22 protein-coding genes are annotated in these 24,498 nt (G+C 40.0%); 3 read left to right on the forward strand and 19 right to left on the reverse strand.

Annotated features, from left to right (window positions below):
- The first annotated feature begins 41 nt into the window (after positions 1-41).
- Entirely contained in the window at positions 42-1,232 is a 1,191-nt protein-coding gene (gene hmpA, locus AB1H92_RS14545) for an NO-inducible flavohemoprotein (protein WP_115363441.1), read from the forward strand.
- Positions 1,233-1,247: 15 nt separating this feature from the next.
- Here the strand turns inward: hmpA and AB1H92_RS14550 are convergent, their stop codons facing one another.
- The 6 genes from AB1H92_RS14550 to AB1H92_RS14575 all read right to left on the reverse strand — a co-directional run bounded on the left by AB1H92_RS14550 (position 1,248) and on the right by AB1H92_RS14575 (position 8,390).
- Positions 1,248-2,048, reverse strand: coding sequence for an alpha/beta fold hydrolase (locus AB1H92_RS14550; RefSeq protein WP_115363443.1), 801 nt, complete (start codon positions 2,046-2,048; stop codon positions 1,248-1,250).
- A gap of 198 nt (positions 2,049-2,246) precedes the next feature.
- The gene (locus tag AB1H92_RS14555; protein WP_115363445.1) at positions 2,247-2,759 is read right to left on the reverse strand and encodes a type 1 glutamine amidotransferase domain-containing protein; all 513 of its coding nucleotides are present in this window, start codon (positions 2,757-2,759) and stop codon (positions 2,247-2,249) included.
- Between the two features lie 137 nt (positions 2,760-2,896).
- Positions 2,897-4,342: a CoA-acylating methylmalonate-semialdehyde dehydrogenase gene (locus tag AB1H92_RS14560; protein ID WP_115363447.1), complete on the reverse strand. Its 1,446-nt coding sequence runs from the start codon at positions 4,340-4,342 to the stop codon at positions 2,897-2,899.
- 46 nt (positions 4,343-4,388) lie between these two features.
- Positions 4,389-5,588, reverse strand: a complete 1,200-nt coding sequence (locus AB1H92_RS14565; protein ID WP_115363449.1) for an iron-containing alcohol dehydrogenase — start codon at positions 5,586-5,588, stop codon at positions 4,389-4,391.
- A 263-nt stretch (positions 5,589-5,851) separates the two neighbouring features.
- Positions 5,852-7,642, reverse strand: a complete 1,791-nt coding sequence (locus AB1H92_RS14570; RefSeq protein ID WP_115363451.1) for a sigma-54-dependent Fis family transcriptional regulator — start codon at positions 7,640-7,642, stop codon at positions 5,852-5,854.
- Between the two features lie 154 nt (positions 7,643-7,796).
- The gene (locus AB1H92_RS14575) at positions 7,797-8,390 is read right to left on the reverse strand and encodes a DNA-3-methyladenine glycosylase (protein WP_115363453.1); all 594 of its coding nucleotides are present in this window, start codon (positions 8,388-8,390) and stop codon (positions 7,797-7,799) included.
- A gap of 95 nt (positions 8,391-8,485) precedes the next feature.
- Between AB1H92_RS14575 and AB1H92_RS14580 the strand changes: the two genes are divergently transcribed.
- Entirely contained in the window at positions 8,486-8,779 is a 294-nt protein-coding gene (locus AB1H92_RS14580; protein ID WP_115363456.1) for a nucleotide pyrophosphohydrolase, read from the forward strand.
- Positions 8,780-8,836: 57 nt separating this feature from the next.
- Here the strand turns inward: AB1H92_RS14580 and AB1H92_RS14585 are convergent, their stop codons facing one another.
- The 10 genes from AB1H92_RS14585 to AB1H92_RS14630 all read right to left on the reverse strand — a co-directional run bounded on the left by AB1H92_RS14585 (position 8,837) and on the right by AB1H92_RS14630 (position 18,783).
- On the reverse strand, positions 8,837-9,715 hold the full coding sequence (locus AB1H92_RS14585; RefSeq protein WP_243835839.1) for a glycine betaine ABC transporter substrate-binding protein: 879 nt from the start codon (positions 9,713-9,715) through the stop codon (positions 8,837-8,839).
- Positions 9,716-9,744: 29 nt separating this feature from the next.
- A complete protein-coding gene (locus AB1H92_RS14590) occupies positions 9,745-10,383 on the reverse strand; it encodes an ABC transporter permease (protein ID WP_115363461.1) in 639 nt (212 codons plus the stop codon).
- Complete coding sequence (locus AB1H92_RS14595; protein WP_115363463.1) at positions 10,380-11,351, reverse strand: ABC transporter ATP-binding protein; 972 nt, start codon at positions 11,349-11,351, stop codon at positions 10,380-10,382. Before AB1H92_RS14595 ends, AB1H92_RS14590 begins: the two co-directional genes overlap by 4 nt.
- 155 nt (positions 11,352-11,506) lie before the next feature.
- Complete coding sequence (locus tag AB1H92_RS14600; protein ID WP_115363465.1) at positions 11,507-12,154, reverse strand: uracil-DNA glycosylase; 648 nt, start codon at positions 12,152-12,154, stop codon at positions 11,507-11,509.
- 218 nt (positions 12,155-12,372) lie between these two features.
- Positions 12,373-13,515 carry an MFS transporter gene (locus tag AB1H92_RS14605; RefSeq protein ID WP_115364181.1) on the reverse strand — a complete coding sequence of 381 codons (1,143 nt, stop codon included), beginning with the start codon at positions 13,513-13,515 and terminating at the stop codon, positions 12,373-12,375.
- Between the two features lie 556 nt (positions 13,516-14,071).
- Positions 14,072-15,028 (reverse strand): siderophore ABC transporter substrate-binding protein, encoded by a 957-nt coding sequence (locus tag AB1H92_RS14610; RefSeq protein ID WP_115364182.1) that lies wholly within the window; start codon positions 15,026-15,028, stop codon positions 14,072-14,074.
- Positions 15,029-15,053: 25 nt separating this feature from the next.
- The gene (locus AB1H92_RS14615) at positions 15,054-15,815 is read right to left on the reverse strand and encodes an ABC transporter ATP-binding protein (protein WP_115363467.1); all 762 of its coding nucleotides are present in this window, start codon (positions 15,813-15,815) and stop codon (positions 15,054-15,056) included.
- Positions 15,812-16,762: an iron chelate uptake ABC transporter family permease subunit gene (locus tag AB1H92_RS14620; protein ID WP_115363469.1), complete on the reverse strand. Its 951-nt coding sequence runs from the start codon at positions 16,760-16,762 to the stop codon at positions 15,812-15,814. The genes AB1H92_RS14615 and AB1H92_RS14620 overlap by 4 nt, the downstream gene beginning before the upstream one ends.
- The gene (locus tag AB1H92_RS14625) at positions 16,755-17,705 is read right to left on the reverse strand and encodes an ABC transporter permease (RefSeq protein WP_115363471.1); all 951 of its coding nucleotides are present in this window, start codon (positions 17,703-17,705) and stop codon (positions 16,755-16,757) included. Before AB1H92_RS14625 ends, AB1H92_RS14620 begins: the two co-directional genes overlap by 8 nt.
- A gap of 226 nt (positions 17,706-17,931) precedes the next feature.
- The gene (locus tag AB1H92_RS14630) at positions 17,932-18,783 is read right to left on the reverse strand and encodes a DUF6612 family protein (protein ID WP_115363473.1); all 852 of its coding nucleotides are present in this window, start codon (positions 18,781-18,783) and stop codon (positions 17,932-17,934) included.
- Positions 18,784-19,008: 225 nt separating this feature from the next.
- Here AB1H92_RS14630 and AB1H92_RS14635 point away from each other — a divergent pair, with 225 nt between their 5' ends.
- Positions 19,009-20,727: an ABC transporter ATP-binding protein gene (locus AB1H92_RS14635; RefSeq protein WP_115363475.1), complete on the forward strand. Its 1,719-nt coding sequence runs from the start codon at positions 19,009-19,011 to the stop codon at positions 20,725-20,727.
- 128 nt (positions 20,728-20,855) lie between these two features.
- On the opposite strand, the gene hflX is transcribed toward AB1H92_RS14635, so the two are convergent.
- From hflX to putP, 3 genes are all read right to left on the reverse strand, one after another.
- Complete coding sequence (gene hflX, locus AB1H92_RS14640) at positions 20,856-22,127, reverse strand: GTPase HflX (protein ID WP_115363477.1); 1,272 nt, start codon at positions 22,125-22,127, stop codon at positions 20,856-20,858.
- Between the two features lie 91 nt (positions 22,128-22,218).
- Positions 22,219-22,917 carry a VOC family protein gene (locus AB1H92_RS14645; RefSeq protein WP_115363479.1) on the reverse strand — a complete coding sequence of 233 codons (699 nt, stop codon included), beginning with the start codon at positions 22,915-22,917 and terminating at the stop codon, positions 22,219-22,221.
- 64 nt (positions 22,918-22,981) lie between these two features.
- Positions 22,982-24,463 carry a sodium/proline symporter PutP gene (gene putP, locus AB1H92_RS14650; RefSeq protein WP_115364183.1) on the reverse strand — a complete coding sequence of 494 codons (1,482 nt, stop codon included), beginning with the start codon at positions 24,461-24,463 and terminating at the stop codon, positions 22,982-22,984.
- Positions 24,464-24,498: the final 35 nt, after the last annotated feature.

Consider the following 24,498-nt stretch of genomic DNA (forward strand, 5'->3'; position numbering starts at 1 on the left):
GTATTCTAAAATTAAACACAAAATGAAAGGTAGTGCTAAACATGCTTTCACAAGAAACGATCGACATTATTAAATCAACTGTACCGGTGTTAGAGGAACACGGGAAAACGATTACAACGGTTTTTTACAAAAATATGTTTGAGGCGCACCCTGAACTGCTAAACGTATTCAACCACGCAAACCAATCACAAGGTCGCCAACAAACAGCTTTAGCAAATACGGTATATGCAGCGGCAGCAAATATCGACAACTTAGAAGCAATTTTACCAGCGGTTATCCAAATCGCTCATAAGCATAAATCATTAGGAATTACAGAAGATCAATATCCGATTGTAGGCTATCATTTACTCGGCGCAATTAAAGAAGTACTCGGGGACGCAGCGACACCTGAAATCATTTCAGCATGGGGCGAAGCGTACGGCGTTATTGCAGATGTTTTCATTAGCGTCGAAAAAGAAATGTATGAACAAGCCGAAGCAATGGAAGGCGGATGGCGAACATTTAAAGCATTTACAGTAGCCGATAAAGTCGTCGAAAGTGATGTCATTACGTCATTTTATTTAAAACCTGTAGATGGCAATCAATTACCTAGTTACTTACCCGGACAATACATTACGGTGCGTGTAAACATCCCAGGTGAAGAATATACATTGAACCGCCAATATAGCTTATCCCAAGCACTAGAAGAAGATGTTTATCGCATTTCTGTGAAGCGTGAAGATGAATGTGAGCCAAACGGAAAAGTATCAACGTATCTACATCGTAACGTCAATGTTGGGGATGAAATTGAGGTCAGTGTTCCGGCTGGAGATTTCTATCTAGACCCAGAAAGTACAACACCGGTTACATTAATTAGCGGTGGGGTTGGGATTACGCCAATGATGAGCATGTACGAAACAATTGCACGCATTTCACCCGAGCGTCCAGTTGCATTCTTACATTCCGCACGTACGCGCGCACACCAAGCATTTAACGAGCGTATTACAGAACTAGATGCATCGTTAGAAAATTCATCTGTTGCAGTGCTGTACTCTGAAGAAGGCGATGGATTTATTACGAAAGATTTCCTACAAGAAAAAGTACTGGAAGGAAGCGACATTTACGTATGTGGTCCAACACCATTCATGCAAGCCGTCATTAACTACTTATACGAATTGGGCCACCCAGAAGAAAAAGTTCACTACGAATTCTTCGGTCCAAAAGCAGAACTTGAACTTGTTACAGCATCATGAATATAGAAAAGCCGCTTATCCAATTTGGATAGCGGCTTTTCTATGTTCAATTTTCGAAATATAATTAATGGACAACTGATTAAACTTTTCTGGCTGATCGATATTACAAACATGTCCACTATTTTTAATTTTAATAAACTCAAAACCTTCATTTTGTCGTACAACTTCCTCAATCGGCGGAATGAATAAATAATCTTCATCCCCCATGATAAACAATGTAGGAATATCCGTTGTAGACGCTTGCAATCTATCCAAATAAGGATTAATGAGCCTCGTCAATGAAAACCATTTTATAAACTCTTTTTGACACATTTTCTTTGCTTGATTGACAAAAGCAAGACGTGATTCTTCATGCTGCTTGCGCGGCATAATAATATAAGCAAAAATTTTATATAGGAGCATGTAAGGAATAAATAACTTCGTCGCATTCCCTACCGCAATTAAAAACTTCGTACGTATATCGAACCGAATAATCGCACCGCCGAGAATTAACGAACTTACGCGTTCAGGATAATTATCTGCAATTGTCTGTGCAACGATTGTCCCTAGCGACATTCCGATTACATGTGTCTGTTCTATTTTTAATTTATCTAATACATCCACAACATCTTTTGCAACATCTAAAAATGTATCTCCTTTTTTCCAACGGCCACGTTCAGATTTTCCATGTCCACGGAGGTCTACAAGAAGAACATTGTGCTTTTTTCTAAATTCACGAATCTGTTTAAACCAAGTTGAAGAACTTCCACCCGCACCATGTACAAAAGTAACCCACGGCGCTTCAGGACCTATTTCATATGTTTTGTAATGAAGCAACCTTTTCATCCTTCCCAATAGTCGAGTTGACCTACTCTCACTATTAAAGCATGTAAATCTGCTTTTGGTTCCCCTTACAATTTATCACGATTTCAGACATTTTTCAATCACTTATTTTACGCAACATGTGCCAAACCTGTCGATTTGCAATTTTTTTCAGCATAAAAAAAAGACCCACCTAAATGGGTCCTTTCGATATTATTTATCTAATAGCTTCAATGCTTCACGATTAAACGCTGGCATATCTGCCGGGGTACGGCTTGTCACCAATTGGTTTTGACAGACGACAACTTCTTCATCTGAAAAGTTAGCACCTGCATACTCCATGTCAACTTGTACAGATTTATAACCTGTCGCATCTCGCCCTTCAAGCGATTTTGCTGTAATTAATAACTGTGGTCCGTGACAAATGGCAAAGACTGGCTTCTTAGCATCCATAAATGCTTTAGTAAATTCTACGAAACGATCATCCGCACGTAGGATGTCTGGAGAAAATCCTCCCGGAATTAACAGCGCATCAAAATCTTCAGGCTTCACATCGTCGATTCCTTTATCAACTGTTAACGTTTCACCTTTTTTCCCTTTAATTTCTGCGCCTGCTTCTTTTTCAATTGTGATGACTTCATGTCCAGCATCTTCAAACGCTTTTGCCGGTACCGTATACTCCGAGTCTTCAAATAAATTTGTAATCACTGTTGCGATTTTTGCCATGTAATTGAAATCCTCCTTGAAATCATTCTACTACTATGTATACCACACTTCTTTGCGATAAAACAATAAATCCCCATCCTGTCTACTTTCCGAATAGAAAAAAGGTAGTCCAAGAGAACTCTTGAACTACCACAATCTTACCAACGAGCTGTCAGCATTTTTCTTCTCGTATAGAACTCTACACCGTCTGAACCGTTCGCATGCAAGTCACCATAGAATGAGTTTTTCCATCCTGAGAATGGGAAGAATGCCATTGGCGCTGGTACCCCTAGGTTAACACCAAGCATCCCTACTTCAATATTTTCACGGAAATAACGTACACTATGTCCACTCTCTGTAAATAGACAAGCTCCATTCCCAAAATCTGACTTGTTTGTCAGCTCAATGGCTTCCTCTAATGTGTCTACGCGTACAATCGATAAGACCGGTGCAAAAATCTCTTCTTTCCAAATGGTCATGTCTGGCGTCACATTATCAAAAATCGTTGGCCCAATGAAATACCCTTTTTCCGTCATACAAGCGTCTTCTCTCCCATCACGAAGGAGAACAGCACCTTCTTCCTGACCTACTTTAATATAGTTCGCTGTTTTCGCTTTATGGTCTTCTCGAATAACAGGGCCAAGGAAGACATCTTCATCCAATCCGTTTCCAATCACAATTTCATCAGCTGCTTGCTGAAGTCTCTCGATGAGCGGCTCTGCAACATCGCCTACAGCAACAACAACTGCACACGCCATACATCTTTCACCCGCCGAACCGTATGCTGCCCCGATAATTTCTTTTACAGTTAATTCTAAATCCGCGTCTGGCATTACGATAGAATGGTTTTTAGCACCCGCTAAAGCTTGAACACGCTTGCCGTGGCTCGCACCTTTTTTATAAACATACTCTGCAACCGGCTCTGAACCAACAAATGAAATTGCCGGGACATCCTCATGCTCTAAAATGCCATTCACCACATCATGCGCACCGTGAACGATGTTGAATACACCGTCAGGAAGTCCGGCTTCTTTCAATAGTTCGGCTAAACGATTTGCGAGAAGTGGTGTTCTTTCAGATGGTTTTAAGATGAACGTATTTCCAACTGCCAATGCAAGCGGGAACATCCAGCATGGAACCATCATCGGGAAGTTAAACGGCGTAATGCCACCTACAACCCCTACCGGATAGCGATACATGCCCGACTCAATGCTCGTTGCAATGTCTGGTAATTGCTTACCCATCATTAAAGAAGGCGCACCCGCCGCAAACTCAACACATTCAATCCCACGTTGAACTTCACCTTGTGCCTCTTTAAAGCTCTTCCCATTCTCTTTTGTAATTAACGTTGCCAGTTCATCCCAATGATCAACTAATAATTGTTGATATTTGAATAAAATACGCGCTCTTCTAGGCACAGCGATTTTACTCCATGTTTTAAAAGCTTCCTTCGCAACTTTCACCGCATCATCTACATCCGCTTGCGTTGAAATTGGTACTTCTGCCAACGTTTCACCCGTTGCCGGATTTGGAACAACTTCATACTGTTCCGTTTTTGCTTCTACCCATTCACCGTTAATAAAGTTTTTTAGTTTTGTAGTCATAATAATGCCTCCTTAAATATTTAATCCAATACTGCCAGAATCTTTCCTATGAAGAAATAACCTCTTTATCGGAAAACTGATAGTCATAACAAATCTGATACAATTCTTCAATTTCCTCTTTACTTGGAACACGTGGGTTGTTATTTGGACTTCCGCTTCTGAGGGCATCTGTCGCCATTTTTGGAACGGCTTCTTCAAAGCTCTTTTCGTCAATCCCCCAACTTTTTAAGTTTGGGATATTTAATTCTAGACAAAGATTTTTAATCTGTTTCACCGCAATTTCAGCGGCATCCTGATCGGATACCCCTTTGGCCCTTTCCGAAAAAACGCGTCCGATTGTCGCTAAGCGCGCCGTACAATGTGATTTACTAAATTCAAGAACGGCCGGCAGTAACATCGCATTTGATTCACCGTGCGGAACATGGAACAGCGCACCAATCGGTCGAGACATCCCGTGCACAAGACAGACCGATGCATTAGAAAATGCCATCCCTGCATACATCGACCCGATAGACATCGCTTCTCTCGCCTTATAATCTTTCGGATTCTCGTAAGCTATTTTTAGATTGGAGGTAATCAGTTGAATCGCAGTTAATGCAAGCGTATCCGTCATGGGTTGCGCACGTTTCGATAAATACGCTTCCACCGCATGACTTAACGCATCCACGCCAGTTGCCGCTGTCACTTTTTTCGGCGAAGACATCGTTAACATCGGATCGACAATCGCAACAGATGGCATGAGCTTAGGTTGCTTAATCATCATCTTTTCGTCGTTCGAAGTATTTGTAATGACGGTTACATCGGTTACTTCAGAACCTGTTCCAGCGGTTGTTGGGATTGCAATATGTGGCGTTGGTGCATGCGTGATCAGTTTCGCACCGCCCATGTAATCCCCTATGTACCCACCATTTGTGACTAGAACAGCTACAGCTTTTGCCGTATCAATACAGCTTCCGCCGCCGAGCGATATGATTAGATCGCAATTCTTCTTTTTAAATAATTCAAGCGCTTCGGCAACATATGCGTCAGTCGGCTCTGAGGAAACGCCCGTATACGAAACACTTTCTACACCTGCATCTAATAAAAACTGATGACATTTTTCCAAATAACCAAGATTCTTCATAATCTCATCACTGACGATTAATGCTTTCTTTCCTCTTTCAGTAGCTTCAACGCCAACACGGCTAAATGCATCACGTCCATAAATCGTCGCCTGTGGTGATAAAAACACAACATATTGTTCCATCTACTTTCCCTCCCTTGATCTTTTCCGCATAAATTTCCTATACAACACTTATTAATGCAACTTACGTGCCAACTTTGTCCGAAAATGAATATAGAAAGGCGTATTCTTTTTAGAACGCATCATAAACATTGGCCTAACAACACCCACACGTTTTTTAATTATTTTGCCTTAAATTAAAAAACACCCCTCCTACAAATCTTCTTTCCCAGAAGTGTAGGAGGGGTGCAACAAATGTTGCAACAGTGTCGCATCATTGCAACATATTATTCTACATCATAGCGTTTCAATTTTCGGTATAAAGTCGTTCGATGAATCCCAAGTATATTAGCCGCTTTTGATTTATTGCCGCCAGCTTCTTGTAATGCTTGGAGAATCAACTGTTTTTCAGTTTCTTCCTCCGTTACTTTTAATCTTTCAAGTAAAGGCGTCACACTTCCATCATCCGTTGATGTTTCCCTCCTGACCATCTTAGGCAAATCATCTACGCCAATAACGTTGGCTTCCGTCATAATGACAGCATGCTCAACCGTATTGATTAACTCTCGAATATTTCCGTTCCATCGATAATTCATTAAAAATGCGACAGCATCTGCACTAAAATGCTTTTCTGATAAGCTATACCTTTGGCAAACCTCTTTCATGAAATGAGCCAACAAAATAGGAATATCTTCTTTCCTTTCTCTTAAAGAGGGTAAGTGAAGGCGAATAATATTTAGACGATAATACAAATCCTCTCTAAAAGTGCCTTCCTCTACCATCTTTTCAATATTACGATTGGTAGCAGCAATAACCCTTACATTCACGTCACACTTTTTAACGCCCCCAACTCGCTCTACTTCTCTTTCTTGTAGAACACGCAATAACTTCGTTTGTAATAAAAGTGGAAGCTCTCCAATTTCATCTAAAAATAACGTGCCGTTATGAGCAAGTTCGATTTTACCTGGCTTCCCTTCCTGATGCGCACCCGTAAATGCACCCGCCTCATAACCGAACAACTCCGATTCAAATAAGTTTTCAGGAATCGCACCACAATTTACACTAATAAACGGACCATTATACATAGGACTTAAATGATGAATACTTTTTGCAAATACCTCTTTCCCCGTCCCACTTTCTCCGGAAATAAATACCGTCGCTACTGTTCTAGCGGCTTTTCGCGCCAAACGTTTTGCGCTTAAAATTTCTTCACTAATGCCTATAATTTGATCGATCGTGATTCGGCTATCTTCTGCCACTTGAACAGCTACCTTCTTCGGCCCCTGTAAATTCTTTACCTGTTGCTCTTGCAATCGGTCATACATAGCATACACTTCCGAAACCCCTTCAAAAATTAGCATGCCAATCGCCCCGACAATTTCTCCATCTTTCCAAATTGGAATCCGATGAACGACCATCGGCTGCCCTTGAATGGTTTGCAAGACACCCCGATCTGGAATTCCTGTTTTTACAGTCATATGTAGGTTTGTATTTTCAATCACTTCTGTTACATGGCGACCAATCGCAGCTTCCTTTTTAACCCCAGTGAATCGACTATACGCTTCATTGAATTCTAACAGGACGCCATTTTTATCAACAACCGCAATTCCTTCATAGGCTTTTTCCAATACAATCGCCAAAGCCTCAACGGTATTTTCTTTTTGTTCCAGTTGATAAATATGTTTTGAAAAACCATCTAAAATATCTTGTTGCGTCAAAATCCCAATAAGCTTTTGTTGTTCGTCTAGGACTAAACATTGTTGGTAAGGTATTGAAAATAACTCCATTAAATTCGCATCTCTTGTAATCGTAAAAAAGTTACGTGTGCGAACGTTATTTACGATTACTTGTTTTTCTTTATTTTCCAAGAAAATCGTTAAGAGTTTTTTTGTTGTTAACACGCCGATTGGATACGCATCTTCGTCAACAATCGGTAAACTACTCAACTCATATTCTTGCATCATACGAGCCGCTTCCTCATATGTTTTCCCTACTGTGATGACGTGCGGATAAGGCGTCATCCAATTTCCAACCTGTAGCATCGTATCCCGCTCAACACCGCTTAACTTGTTTAGCATCACAATTTCTTCCTTTCTGAAGAACTTCTTTTTCTCAATAAACCCAATTTCAAATTATCCGATTATCCTTCCTTTATCGTACATGGCGAAACGCATTTTAGCCAAAATAAAAAACGCTTCCGTCTTTTTAATAAAGAGAAGCGTTCTTTATTTCCTATTTACGATATTTCGAAACAAACGGATTACCTTTTTCATAAAAACGCCACGGGTAATGAACCGCTTCACCAGAGTTGCCAATCCCCACCCTCGGCCCCGCCTCAATAGGAGTCACTTGCTCCCCCTTTGAAATAAAAAGCGGTTTATGTGACCAATGATGTCCGTAATAATCCATCGTAATCCCAAGTGCCACTGTTAATTTTCCCGGACCATTTGTCCAATCGACTTCTTTTAGTTTTGGACCGCGATTTTCTCGCATAATCGCATGTCCTTCAACCGGTTCGACCGCACGAATGAGTATCGCATGTGGTGTACCCACTGGCCCAGCGACAACGTTTATCAGTGTATGCGTATGCATTTGGTATGTATAAACGAGTCCAGCATCCCCAAACATAATTTCCGTTCGTTTTGTCCGTCGATTGCCAAAGCTGTGCGCAGCACGGTCTTCTGGTCCTTGATAAGCTTCGGTTTCAACAATTCTTGCAACAAGCCGACCTGCTGGCTGTTCATGCACAATATACTGCCCGATTAACTGTTTCGCTAGCTCAAGTCCCGGCGCTTCAAAAAATGATTTGTCCACTGGCTCATACATAAAACATCCCTCTTTTCCATACCACTATTCCCTTTAATCCACTTTCATAGTACTTTATAAGTATGATTAAAATCTAATCGATTGAGGTGATAAACATGAAAGACTTACAAAATGAAATTGTTAATTTTACCGAAGAACGCGGTTGGACAGGTAATAAAGATGCACGCAACCTTGCGATATCAATATCTCTCGAAGCTAACGAACTACTTGAATATTTCCAATGGAATAACGCGAAAGAGGCAATCACTAAAAATAAAGATGAAATTGCTGAAGAGGCGGCAGATGTTTATATTTATTTATTACAGTTTGCAGCAGCACTTGGAATTGATTTAGAAACCGAAGCGAGAAAGAAAATGGAGAAGATCGCAATACGCTTTCCAGTAAAATAAGCGCCACTCTAAAATGGACCGGCTTCCCTCACTTAAGAAGTGTGGGAAGCCGGCAGCTTAATTAGCAATTAGTCCTTTTTCAATTAAGAATTCTCTTGCTACGTCCTCTGGCCTCTCTTGATCAATATCCACTCGTGCATTCATTTTCAACATATCTTCTTCGGTAATTTGGCCTGCTAATTCATTTAAAGTCTTTTCAAGCTCCGGAAATTTCTCCAAAGTCTCTTGACGGACAACAGGCACTGCATCGTACTTAGGGAAAAATGCCAAATCGTCTTTCGTCGTTCCCAAATCAAATAATTGAATACGGCTATCTGTAGTAAACGCTGGGATTAAATCGACTTCTCCACTCTTTACCGCTTCATACATCACATTTGGATCCAAACTTTTCGTTTGGCTAAATGAAAAATCATAGACTTCCGCTAAGTCTTCATAACCGTCACCTTTGCGCTCATAAAAGGCGTGAGGTGCACCAAAAACCACATTTTTCTCCCGTGATACTGCTGCAATATCTGAATAAGTTTGAGCATCGTAGGCATTATCTTTTGAATAGGCGAGCGTATAGCCATTTTCAAATCCAAGTGGTTCTAACCAGGTCACTTCAAATTGTTCTTCATAACCCTTTTTGACTCTTTCATAAACACTTTCTGCACTTTCTCCCGCTTCGGACTCTTCCTTTAGGACGTCTTTTAGCCCTGTTCCAGTATATTCAACGTATAAGTCAATGTCTCCTTTATCAAGAGCCGGCGTCATAATTGCTACTTCACCAAGGCCTTCTTTATAAACCACATCATAATCTGTTTTTCCTTCGATATAATGCCCTAATATGTACGGTAAAATAAACTGCTCAGTCCACGGCTTACCGCTAATGACAATCTCCTCTTTTTTTCCACATGCACTTAACAAAAACAAAAGCGCAACAAAAATGATTCCTATTCTTCTCCTCAACAACATGACCCCCTAGTTTATTGGCGAATACCTTTCAAAGTTACTTTCTTTTCGATCCACTTCAATAGAAAATCGAATAGTATTGCTAAACATGCAACAGGAAGCGCACCAGCTAACACGAGCGAATTATTATAAGATTGTAATCCTCGATAAATCACATCCCCTAACCCCCCTGCACCTACAAATGTTGCAAGCGTCGCAATCCCTACAGTTAAAACCGTCGCCGTGCGAATCCCTGCCATAATAACAGGAAGCGCAATCGGAAACTCTATTTTCTTTAATATTTGAAAGGGCGTCATCCCCATACCTCGACCTGCTTCAATAATCGATTCATCTGCGCTCGTTAATCCGGTATATGTATTGCGTACAATCGGTAATAAAGCATAAATAATGAGTGCAATTAAAGCTGTTTTTGACCCAATCCCAATTAACGGAACGAGAATACCAAATAGCGCAAGACTTGGAATCGTTTGCAAAACAGCAGTAACCCCTATAATCGGTTCCGCAAATCGGCGATAACGCGCTATGAGAATGCCTGTTGGCAATGCAATGGCAACCCCTAATGCTAAAGCAACAAAAGAAAGAAATATATGTTGTAAAAAAGCCTCTATAATTAAATCAGAACGGCTGCTGACAGTGTGAAAAAAATTACTCATGCTGTATTCACACCTTCTTTCATACCCATAGCCGCCTGCAAAAGAGAATGATGACCAATATAACCTAGTATTTTTTCATCTTTTAAAACCGCAAGTCGACAGCTCGGGTACATATTTAATAGCTGAATTGCCTCTTCTACAGAAGCATCGCTATGAATGCTTCGGACTTCTCCATCCCATGTTTGATCGTAAAAATCTGTAAAATATGTAAGTGGGAATGATCCGAAGTCACGTTTCCTCATAATCCTGTCTTCTCCAATAAATTCACGCACAAACTCATTTTCTTGATGTTCAAGTAACGCTTCCGGCGTTGCCATTTGTTCAACTTTTCCGCCTCGCATAATGATTATATGATCCGCTATCTCTAACGCTTCGTCCATGTCATGTGTTACAAATACAATCGTCTTACGAATCTGTGTCTGTAACTCGCGCAATTTCTTTTGCAATTGCTCTCGACTAATTGGGTCCAGTGCAGAAAAAGGTTCATCCATTAAAATAATATTGGGATTGCTTGCCAGTGCTCGACTGACACCTACTCGTTGCTGTTGACCGCCTGATAGCTCAAAAGGATAGCGCGGTTTAAAAATTTCCGGTTCCAACCCAACCATCTCTAATAACTCGTTGACACGAGCGGAAATTCGGCCCTTCTCCCACCCTAGTAACTCAGGGACGAGGGCGATATTTTCTTCAATCGTCATGTGGGGAATGAGCCCAATTCTCTGAATAACATAACCAATTGATCTACGAAGTTCAATTTCATCTCGCTCTGAAATCGGCTCACCGTCAATTAAGATTTTTCCGTTTGTTGGTAATTCGAGTCGGTTAATCATCCGCATAAGTGTTGTTTTTCCACAACCGCTAGGACCAATAATCGCTGTCAGTTTATTTGAAGGAATCGTCACTGAAATATCTTTCAGTGCTTCTGTTCCATCGGGAAAACGCTTAGTTACATTTTCAAAGGTTATCATAACTATCTCCGTTTCTATGTTTTTAAACTTTGCCCTCATTCTAAAAAGTAGTTTTCACTTCAATGAATTAATTTCATAGTAAGACATATTCCAGTGAAATCCAAACAATCGAGTTACCAACATCATTCAACCACAACTAAATAGAGGGTAAATGCTCACTCTACCCCCTTTAATAATTCTCCAATTTTTAACCAATCAGCCTCAAGCGACGGTCTATGTGATGGCCGATAAAAAACGGAAGCAGGATGAAAGGTAGGGACAATTGTATATTCTTCATCCGTCCAGCTAAAGGTCGTATCCTCAAGATTTTCCAAATACTGGATAGGCCTCCTTAGTACTTGTCCATGCAACTCCGTCACTTTCGCCTCTTTTCCAACTAAACGCTGTAACCCGACATTCCCCAAGGTGATAATAAACTTCGGTTCTAAGTTTGCAATTTCATAATCTAAAACGGGTGCATGGGCGATGATTTCCTTCCGGGTCGGCGGACGATTATACTTCCGCTCTGTTGTTGTCCCGTCACGTTCCTTTTTCGTTCCCCAGCGATACGGTCGACTACGAACAGCACTGGTGATATAAACGTCATCACGCGTTAATCCAATGGAAGCAAGTGATTTCATTAACTCCTTCCCCGCTCGTCCAATAAAGGGAATCCCATCAACTAACTCAAACTCCCCTGGCGCCTCTCCGATGAGCATTAACCTCGGCTTTTGTGGACCTTCTCCGTAAATAAAACCTTCGACTGGAAACCCTTGAATCCGCTCTCTTCCAAGTTCTGCAAGTGATTCTGGAATACGAAACATAGTAGCCCCCCTTTCGATTATGTTGTAAAATAAGCGCATTCTTCATACCATAATTGTCTACCACGACTGGCATAATATAAACAAAAGAATCGATTTCGATTCACTTTAATCAAACAAAAACAAGCTTGTCTCCCCCAAAACATGTATCACTACAATGACCATGCGTTGAAAGAATCAAGCTTGTTATTAAAAATTTCGAAACGATAACTACAACGGTACTAGGCAAGTTCTATTTGCTTCGTTTCCGTTCCTAACACAATGACGGCAATAATCCCAATAATAATCGAACCGCAAAAGATCCCAAAAATGATGCCAAAGCCGTAGCCTGCTCCAAGTAATGACCCAACGAGCAACGGTCCAAATATACCGCCAATACGGCCGACAGCTGCTGCCGCACCAGAACCAGTCGCCCGAATAGATGTCGGATACTGCTCCGGTGAATATGCGTAAAGCGCACCCCATGCTCCTAAATTAAAGAACGACAACAATGCACCGAAGAGGAGAAGTGCTGTTAATGACTCTGCATTTCCGAATGCTAATGCACTCAGGGCTGTGCCTAGAAGATAAGTAGATAAAACAAATTTCCGACCAATCCTTTCGATTAACCAGGCCGCCGTGAAATAGCCGGGTAATTGCGCAAGCGTCATTAGAAGAACATAACCAAAGCTGTGAATCATACTAAATCCTTTCATCACCATGACGCTCGGCAACCATAAAAACATCCCGTAATAAGAAAATACAACCGTAAACCAAACAATCCAAAGCATTAATGTGCGTTTTGCATATTCTTTGGACCATAGTTTTTTTACTTTCTGTATTGCTGATTTTTTAGGCGTTTCTATTGCCTCAAACTTTGGCGAGTCAGGAAGGTGTCTTCTTAAATAAATTGCATAAAACGCTGGCAGTGCTGTAATAATAAGTGCAACTCTCCAACCAAAATCAGGTATGATAAAATAAGCAATCAGCGCAGCAAGAATCCATCCAACCGCCCAAAAACTTTCTAATAACACAACAACCTTACCGCGCTCCTCTGCTTTTACACTTTCTGAAACGAGTGTAGATGCAACAGGTAGCTCACCACCGAGCCCCGCACCAACAAGAAAACGTAACACTAAAAATGCAAAAAGGGTCGTCGTCAATGCAGATAAGCCACTGGCGACTGAAAATAAAACTAATGTAATCATAAAAACTTGCTTACGCCCAATTCTATCGGCTAGCATCCCGAAACCGAATGCGCCAACCGCCATACCAATTGAGTTTACGCTGCCAATCCAGCCCATTTCACCTGGAGACAATCCCCAATCTAGCGAAATTGCTGCTATGACAAATGATAAAATACCAACATCCATTGCATCGAACATCCAACCAGTTCCAGCAAGACCTAATAATCTATTGCGCGATATTGTTTTGCCTTGTGCCACAATACGTCTACCCCTTACTCTCTATGTAGTTGTCTTGACACCTGTCATTATACATGATTCGACATAGGATTACAAAAACTTTTTTCAATTAATAGAAGGGTGTTTCACCGACACTTATTGTCAGCTCTTTTGAGAAGGATCTACCACCAATCCTGAAATATGTCAGCCCTATCTGCCCGTATGTTAGTCCAATCACCTAAGATATACGCTGAATCAATTTTGTACGCTCTTTCCACTAAGATCAACGACCAATCCAGAAAGATATCCTCCCTTTCCGACCAGATGTCCTCCCCCAATTTAAAACACCATCAAAAAAAAGACCAACCTCCTTAAAGGTTAGCCTTCCTTAACAAAATTGTTTTATGCAAACTACTTGAGTCAATTTCATAATAACCTTATTCTGCTACATCGACGCAACATATAGTTCGAGAACGGTCCAACTCGACTATATGTTGTGGTGATGTAGCAATGAAACCCTATTATGAAATTGACTGACTTAGAGCGCATCTTCAACTTCAGCAATCATTTCTTTCATTGATAGTAGACCGCCACCTGATAAGTACCAGTAGCTAGGGTCTAGATAGTAAATTGCGCCGTCTTCATAGGCATTCGTTTTCTTCACAAGATCGTTTTCAATAGAGTCTTTCGCGCTAGCTTGTCCACCAACTGCTGCATCACGGTCAATCACAAATAGCACATCTGGATTTGTTTCGAGAATATATTCAAATGTAATATTTTGACCATGTGTTGAAACTTCAATTTTCTCATCTGCTGCTTTAAAACCAAACACATCATGGATAAGTCCAAAACGTGAATTCGGACCGTACGCACTTACTTTTCCTTCAGTCCCAAGAACGATCAACGCCTCTTTATCGAAGTCCGTTGTTTGCTCTTTAATTGCAGCGATTCTTTCATCAATTTCAGCAAGCTCTTCTTTCACTTCATCTTCTTTTCCAAAAATATCAGCGACTAAGTTCATATTATGTTTAAAGGAATCCATATAATGTGCATAATCAAGGCCAACATAAACTGTCGGTGCAATTTCTGCAAACTGATCGTATAAATCAGCTTGACGAGATGAAATAAAGATAACATCCGGTTTTAAAGCATGAATCTTTTCAAATTCCGGCTCTTTTAATGAACCAAGATTTTCATATTGCTCATCTTCATATTTTGAAAGGTACGCAGGAATGTTAGCTTTTGGAAGACCCGCAACTTCAATTCCTAAATCGTCGAATGTATCTAACATTCCAAAGTCAAAAACAACGACTGTTTCAGGATTTTTTTTCACTTTGACAGGATTATTGTCAAGTTCATGTTTCACTTCTACAACATCAGCTTTGTCAGTTGACTCGTTACTAGAAGATGTATTTTCATCCTCTTTAGCTCCACCACATGCGGCAAGTAAAACCATTACGGCAAACATCATGACTGCAATCGATATTTTTTTCATATTCATGTTCATTAACCTTCCTTCTTTAAGAATTAAAGTAAACGCATATGCGGCAATTACTTAATTGTTTGATTGGTATTTCCATATCGTAAATTTCTCTTAATGAATCGGAGTTAATAATCTCGTCTGTCGGGCCATCTTTCACAATCCGACCGTCTTTAAGCGCAACGATGCGGTCTGAATATACAGATGCAAAGTTAATATCATGCAAAACAATAACAACTGTTTTTCCTAGTTCATCGACAAGCCTTCTTAAAATCTTCATAATCTGCACGGAATGCTTCATATCTAAGTTATTTAGCGGCTCATCTAATAATATATACTCGGTATCTTGTGCAATTGTCATCGCAATAAACGCACGTTGACGTTGACCGCCTGATAATTCATCGAGATAATTATGCTGCATATCCGTTAGCCCCATATAATCAAGCGCTTGGTCTACAAAACGGATATCCTCATCATTTAATCGACCTTTAGAATGTGGGTAACGACCAAACGATACAAGCTCACGAATCGTTAATCTTGCATTCATATAGTTGGACTGCTTTAATATTGACACTTGTTTTGAAAAATCATTGGACTTCATCTTTTTTACGTTCTGTTTATCAAGAAGTACTTCCCCCGTATCTGCATCTAGCAGTCGGCTTACCATCGAGAGTAATGTCGATTTACCTGCACCATTCGGCCCGATGAAAGAAGTAATTTTCCCTCTATGAATATTCACACTGACATTTTCAACGACTGCTTTTTCACCAAAAAACTTTGTGAGTTCACGGACCTGAATCATGTAGCTCGACTCTCCTTTAGTAGTAAGTAAATGAAGTAAATCCCACCGACAAAGTTAATAATTACACTCAATGTCGTCGAAAACGTAAAGACACGCTCAACAACCCATTGACCACCAACAAGCGCAAATACACTCATAATAGAAGCACCAACAATTAATACAGAATGTTTATATGTCTTAAAAAACTGATACGATAAATTCGCGACAATTAATCCAAAGAAAGTAATCGGTCCAACAAGTGCAGTAGAAACAGCGATTAACACTGATGAAAGGATAAGTACTTTCCGAACGACGCGGTCATAGTTCACACCTAAATTAATCGCCGTATCCCTTCCTAACGATAGTACATCCAGATCGTGAATGGACCTCCATCCAATTACGAGCGCAAGGATAATAATTGCGATTGCCCACCAGACAAGTTCACCACTGACGTTGTTAAAACTGGCAAACATTTTATCCTGGACGCGTAAAAACTCATTTGGATCAATTAACACTTGTAAGAATGTTGAAATACTGCCGAAAAACGTTCCGACGATAATGCCAACAAGTAGTAAAAAGTAAATCGGTTTCTTTCCCGACTGAAATAAAAATCGATATAACAATAAGGCGAATACGACCATCGCACTTACAGATAAAATAAAGTTCACATGTTTATTCACTATCGTAATATGACTCGACCCCAAGAAGAAAATGACTACCGTTTGAAGGAGTATGTATAGTGAATCGAATCCCATAATACTTGGTGTTAAAATTCGGTTATGCGTAATTGTTTGGAAAATAACTGTAGAGTAAGCAATTGCAACACCTGTAATGGCCATTGCAAGCACCTTAATTCCACGTTTCGGCAAAGCATAGTCAAAGCTGCCGTTTAGTCCATGGAACAAATACAAGATACAAACGAGCACTGCTAACGTACTTAAAATAATAATTTTTGTAGAATTACGCATATGCCTTCCTCCTAAACAACAAATAGAGGAATATTCCGCTTCCAATAACTCCTACCATTAAACTAATTGAAATTTCATACGGGTAAATGAGTACCCGTCCTAAAATATCACAAATGAGTAGGAATATCGCACCTAATAATGCGGTATGCGGCAATGTCTTTTTTAAATGATCACCATGAAATATGGATATAATATTCGGAATAATCAACCCGAGAAAGGGGATTAATCCGACTGTTAACACGACCGTTGTCGTAATTAACGCTACAAGTATTAAACCAAGATTAACTACTCTTCTATAAGCAAGTCCAAGATTTTTCGAGAAATCTTCGCCCATCCCTGCAACTGTAAACTTATTTGCGTATACATAAGCAAGAATTAAAACCGGGATACTTATATAAAGCAGCTCGAAGCGCCCTTTCATAATCATTGAAAAATCGCCTTGTAACCACGCTGACATATTTTGAATGACATCTGCCCGATAAGCAAAAAATGTCGTCACCGAAGATAAAATATTACCGAACATGAGCCCGACGAGCGGAATGAAAATTGCATCTTTAAATTTAATCCTATCTAGAATTTGCATAAATAACAGCGTGCCGGCTAACGCAAATGCAAATGCGATGATCATCTTCTCAATCGTGGAAGCATTTGCAAACATGAGCATGGAAACTAATATCCCAAGCCTTGTTGCATCGAGCGTTCCAGCTGTCGTCGGCGAAACGAATTTATTTCTACTTAGCTGTTGCATAATTAATCCAGCAATACTCATTCCCGCTCCAGCAAGAATAATTGCTATCAATCTAGGCAATCGGCTAATTAAAAATATTTCAGTTTCTTCTGATTTGAAATCCAGCAGATCCATCGGTGTAATTCGGCTCACCCCTACGAATAAAGAAAGTAGCGAAAAGCCAATCAATGCGATTATCAAATAACGTTTTTTCATGAGCAGCCTCGATATCAAATATTTGAACCTAATTGAGAATCTTCAATGAAAACGATTATCATTTAGCTTCAAACTTAATTATAGCATGGCGAAAAGCGTTGTCAATCATAACTGAAAATGATTATCAATTAGACCTGCCATTCTCAATACAACTGATTTTATCAACTAATTATAAAATAGAAAAAGAGGTATATCATGCGCATAATGACGCACGATATACCTCTTTTTAATATTCAATTGCGTTATCTACCACTTCTTGCGGAATTTTAATCTCTTCAACTTCATTAATATCGCTAAACTTCGATTGGATATTCTGTTTAATGCGCATTTCTTCTCCCTCATTAATCATTTCCATATCCATTACCAAATTAAAAGCAGTCGTATCAAAGGTTTCTTTATCGATGAAAATTTCATAGTTCAATTCGTGGATTTTTATTCCTTCTAAAACTTCCATTTCCTCCGCACTCAATTCATTGTGAATACCTGCAGCTTCTAATTCTTGTTGAATCAGTCTATTGAACTTATCTCCGGAGGCTTTCAAGTTCAATACATATTGATCGTTAGTTTGTTCAAATTTAAAATCATCAATGAACTCTTTCAGCGAAGCGAAGTCAACTGTTGGATCTTCACCTGTATTCATCGTAAAGGCGATATTTTCGAAGTCTTCGCTAGGTAGCTTCATCCATGTTTCATTAGTCGGGTCTTTTAAGTAAAAACCATCAGCTGTTAAATATATTTCAGTTTGCATAAACCCTTCTCCGACAACATCCATTTCCATAACCTGATACATCGCAAATGGTTCTTGTACGATATCGATCTGCATGTTAATTTTATTGACCATTTCTACATCAGAGTCAGGCGAGGAGATGTTTTGCGTCATATCCATATCTGCGTGCATACTCTTTACACTTTCCGAAGCCTCTTGTGCTTTTTGGAATACTTCCTCTAACGTTAATTCACTTTTCTTTTCTTCTTCCGTACCAGGCTTTGGATTTGCTGGTTCATTTGCAACATCGCTACATGCAACTAATGCTAACGCTAAAAAACCAACAACTAAACCTTTCAACCATTTTTTCATACTTCGCACCCCTTCATGTCAACATTCACACTACACTATGGTATACGGTCTTTTCCCGAATATGTTCCAACTTACACCTTAAATAAGTATAAAGTACTTAATACTTTACAACTCAACTAGGTTGAATGAATCAAGTGAATCATTTCGGATTCCGAAAAACAACATTCGTTTTTCATCAGAATATCCGCTATACTATTCGTGGAGAATAGGAGGAATCATTCTATTATGATAAAGAAATTCTTTTCTTATTATAAACCGCATAAACGGTTATTTATTATCGACTTTTCTAGTGCGGTTTTTGTGGCATTACTTGAACTTGCCTTTCCACTAGCCGTGCAATGGTTTATAGATAAACTACTGCCGGGCGGTGATTGGGGAAAAATTGTCACAGTGAGTATTCTGTTATTACTCATCTATTTATTAAGTACATTCCTTCAATACATCGTCAGTTACCTAGGGCATAAACTTGGGATTAATATTGAAACCGATATGCGTCAACAACTATTTAATCATGTTCAACGACAGTCATATCGTTTTTTCGACAATACAAAAACCGGTCATATTATGAGTCGTATTACAAATGACTTATTCGACATCGGAGAACTTGCCCATCATGGCCCTGAAGATTTATTTATCGCAGTAATGACGCTCGTCGGCGCATTTGTCCTTATGTATAACATTAACCCTGAACTTGCCCTCATTGCGATTGTCATGGTCCCATTACTCGTCGCTGTTGTTACTTTTTGTAACAAAAAAATGAATGCAGCATGGACAAATATGTACGGAAAAATTGCTGACGTCAATGCACGCGTGGAAGATAGCGTTGCCGGAGCACGTGTTGTAAAATCTTTCACAAATGAAAAATTTGAAATTGCACGTTTCAAAACGGATAACGGAAACTTCCGCCTGGCCAAACTTGTTGCATACAAAGTAATGGCATGGACGCATTCCAGCATGTACATGATGACGCGACTTATGACGCTCGTCGTCTTAGTCGTAGGTGCCTGGTTTACATTCAATGGTAAATTAACACACGGAGAACTTGTCGGATTTATTCTATTCGTCAACATTCTAATTAAACCAGTAGATAAAATTAGTGCATTACTAGAATTGTATCCAAAAGGGATGGCCGGCTTTAAAAGGTTTCGCGATTTAATCGAACAAGAACCTGAAATTGTAGATAAGCCGGATGCGATTCATGTGAATCATTTACATGGGGACATCGTTTTCGATGATGTGCATTTCAATTACGAAAGCACCAAGCCTGTCCTCCAAGGAATTAATTTAAATATTCGTGCAGGAGAAACCGTTGCTTTTGTCGGTCCTTCCGGTGCTGGAAAAACGACAATTTGTTCACTCATTCCACGGTTCTATGACATAGACGCAGGAAACATTACGATTGACGGGATTGATATCCGTGATATGTCACAGCAATCGCTTAGAAGTCAAATCGGGATTGTCCAGCAAGATGTATTTTTATTTACAGGGACGATAAAAGAAAATATTGCATACGGCAACTTAGAGGCAAGCGATGAGGAAATTTACGAAGCAGCACGTAAAGCCCATTTAGAAGATATGATACGCGACCTTCCTGACGGATATGAAACACAAATTGGAGAGCGTGGATTAAAACTTTCTGGTGGACAAAAGCAACGTCTGGCCATTGCTCGTATGTTTTTGAAAAACCCGCCAATTTTAATCTTAGATGAGGCAACTTCTGCACTTGACACAGAAACCGAACGCATCATTCAACAATCATTAAATGAACTGGCAGAAGATCGGACAACACTTGTCATTGCGCATCGCCTAGCAACAATTCGAGACGCACACCGTGTCATTGTCGTGACAGAAGATGGCATTTCGGAAGACGGGACTTACCAAGAACTCGTAGAACAAGACGGGATTTTTGCACGTCTCCATAATATTCAATTTCAAAAGGTTTAAAACGTAAAAAAACGGGGAGAATATAGTAATCCCCCTTTCTTTATAAAAGCATCAGGCACCCACTACATGTGGCGCCTGATGCTAAAAGTAAAAACGCACGATCCTGCCCCCACAGGATCGTGCGTTTTTCAATAACTTATCACGAATTCTTCAAACTTTTTCCGGTCATCCGCCAACAACTCGACAATCATGAGCGTGCCGTCTTCTTCATAAGTAGTTTCTTTAATATTTGCCTTATCATTTAAGTAGGAAACGACATCTCCTCTATCGAAAGGAACGAGTAACTTACACGTCACATACTCATCAAATATAAAGTCTTTAATTAACTCAACTAGTTCTTCTAGGCCTTTCTCGTCTTTAGCAGACAGCCAAACGTTATTTCCTTCCACTTTAGGGTACGACAAGTCTGCAAGATCGGACTTATTAAAAACATTAATCGTCGGTACATTTTCCACACCTACATCGGTTAATGTTTCACTTGTGACTTCCATCATAAAGGGATGTTCTGAATGGGATACATCAACGACTTGTAACAACAAATCCGCATCCCGTGCCTCTTCTAATGTAGAACGAAACGCCTTAACCAAATGGTGAGGAAGTTTGCCGACAAAACCAACTGTATCCGTAAGTAAGAATGCTTTATTATCAGGTAATTTCACATGTCTGATCGATGTATCAAGCGTCGCAAATAACATATCTTTCTCAAACACTTGCCTGTCCAATTCAGCATTTACTTTCTTCAGCAAGCCATTCATCAATGTCGATTTGCCTGCATTCGTATATCCAACGAGTGAAACAACTGGCAAACCACTTCTTCTTCGTTGTTTACGTTGCGTCTCTCGTTGCCCTTGTACATTTTCTAACTCACGTCGCAACTTCGCAATTTGATCTTCAATGACACGACGATCCAACTCTAACTTCGTTTCCCCTGCACCTTTGTTTTGGAAACCGCCACCTGTGCCGCCACCTTGTCTACTTAACGAAGCACGTAACCCAACAAGACGTGGCAACATATATTGCAATTGCGCAAGATCAACTTGCATTCTTGCTTCGCGCGTCCGTGCACGTCTTGCAAATATATCTAGAATTAACATCGTTCGATCGATGACTTTACATTCAAGTCCATTTTCCAAATTCCGAATTTGAGAAGGCGACAATTCATCATTAAAAATGACCAAATTCGCCCCGGATTCTTCGTAAAAATTTCGAATCTCTTCAATCTTACCGGCTCCGACATAATGAGATGGATTCGGCCTCTCCAAGTTTTGCGTAATTGTACCAACTACTTCAACTTCAATGGCTTCCGCTAGATTCCCAAGCTCCTCCAGCGAATACTCAAAATGTTCGTCTGTCTGTGCATGTACACCTACAAGTAATGCACGTTCCACTAAAACGTCCAATAAGCCAGCTCCTTTCAGTCACCTCTAGTTAATTTAACTTTATCATATGATTTTTCACCTACCAAATAAAGTAACTCGTGAAAACTGGCGATTAGCGGTGTTGTATCGCGACATCAATTAATCTTTCTCTCGTTTCCCTTGCTGACTTCTCGATAAATTTCAAGTTGCAATTTGGCAGGCGAAGCATCGTGTTATCTCTTAATTCTATTCCTAATAAAGATGCCCAGTTCTCTGTTATTTCATTAGGGTTTTCAACGCTAAAAAGACATTCCGTTACTTCCAACTTTTCATTGTCTGGCAGTAGGGTGCCATCCGTACGTAATTCTTTAAACCTTATCTCCTCATCGGCCTGCCATTCAATAAAGAAAGGATATGGCAATGTATTTGAAGGCGCTTCTTGAATAAATAACATTTTCCATTTCCGCACATCGCCATGTACTGTCTTCCGCTCAGCGTCTAATACCCCTGAAGTCTCATAGCCTTTTTCATTTAATTCTTCATTGAATTTAGCAATATCATTGACTGAAAAACAGACAGTCCCCCAATTTTCCCCGTCTGCAAGATCATGTAATAATAGTTTCACAAGCGGCTGTTTTGAATTTTGGGCAATTGTTTCCTGTTCGACAGACAACCATTCAATATACGCATTGCTCAAATACATAAGCGTATTATGCGTTCCCCATTTCTCATGACGTCCTCCAATCACAGCATGCCATCCTAATCTTTGTTGTTCTTCCACAACATCCACCGGCGATTTTTTTGTAAAATACACTACATGATCTAGTTTCATTCACCCATTCCTCCTTAGCACTATAAATAAGCTAAAAGCCTGTAGCAATGCCACAGGCTTTTTCTTATTTTTCTTTTTCAAGCATATCAATTGCTGCCTTAAATTCATGTTCAATTTCAGCATTTTGTTGATAGGTTGCTTGACTTACAAAGTATGTAACAACCCAACAAATGATGAAGCCCGGAACGATTTCATATAATGTGTCCGACAATGCGTCCACATTCCCCCAAATTAATACGGTAATCGCCCCTGCGACCATTCCCCATAATGCACCTTTTCCTGTAATCTTTCTCCAATATAAGGATAGTAAAATAACTGGTCCGAATGAAGCGCCAAACCCTGCCCACGAAAACGATACGATACTTAAAATAGAATCGTTGTTCGGCCATGCAAGTACAATCGCAACAATCGAGACAATAAGAACCGCCATTCTTCCTAAAAACACATATTGCTTATCAGTTGCATCTGTTTTAATGACCGCTTTATACAAATCTTCAACAAGTGCTGAAGATGTAACGATTAACTGTGAAGATATCGTACTCATCACTGCAGCAAGAATCGCAGCCAACATAATGCCCGCAATCAATGGATGGAAAATAATCTGACCTAACACAATAAATACTGTTTCCGCATCCTTTATCGAACCACCGCTTTGCTGAAAATAAGCAATTCCAATTAGCGCCGTTGCGATGGCCCCAAATAAACTGAGGAACATCCAACCAATCCCAATACGACGGGCACTTTTTATTTCTTTAACAGAACTGATTGCCATGAATCGTACAATAATATGCGGTTGACCAAAATAACCGAGCCCCCACGCAACGGCAGATAAAATACCGAGGAACGAAGCACCTGAAACAAAATTTAACAACTCTGGATTCACTTCTCGGATAGAAAATGCCGTTTCCGAAAATCCACCCGTCATGAATAATCCAAAAACTGGAACGAGTAACAGCGCTAAAAACATCGTAACGCCTTGTACAACATCCGTATAACTAACGGCCAAGAATCCGCCAAATAATGTATAAAAAATAACAACAGCAGAAACGATTAACAACCCAACATGATAATCAAGTCCAAATGAGCTATTGAAAAACTTCCCTCCTGCGACCATTCCAGAAGACACATAAAACGTAAAGAAAATTAGAATAATGATACTAGATGCAATACGAAGTACACGAGAACTGTCTTTCAAACGGCTTTCTAAAAAACTAGGAATCGTAATAGAATCCCCCGACACTTGCGTATAAGCACGAAGTCTAGGTGCTACTAGCACATAGTTTAAATACGCACCCAGCGTAAGGCCAATCGCAATCCATGCTTCGACAAGACCATTTAAATAGATCGCACCAGGCAACCCCATAAGCAACCAGCCGGACATATCCGCAGCCCCCGCACTAAGCGCTGTTACTGCTGGACCAAGCGAACGCCCTCCTAACATATAATCGGTTAAGTTTGATGTTTTTTTGTAAGCGTAATACCCTATAAATATCATAGCAGCCATATAGAATACGATGGCAATTAATTGATAAATATCATTTGTCATTAGGTTTACATCTCCTTCCATTTCATTCATTATAT

The sequence above is a fragment of the Sporosarcina pasteurii genome, assembly GCF_041295575.1.
GTDB lineage: Bacteria > Bacillota > Bacilli > Bacillales_A > Planococcaceae > Sporosarcina > Sporosarcina pasteurii.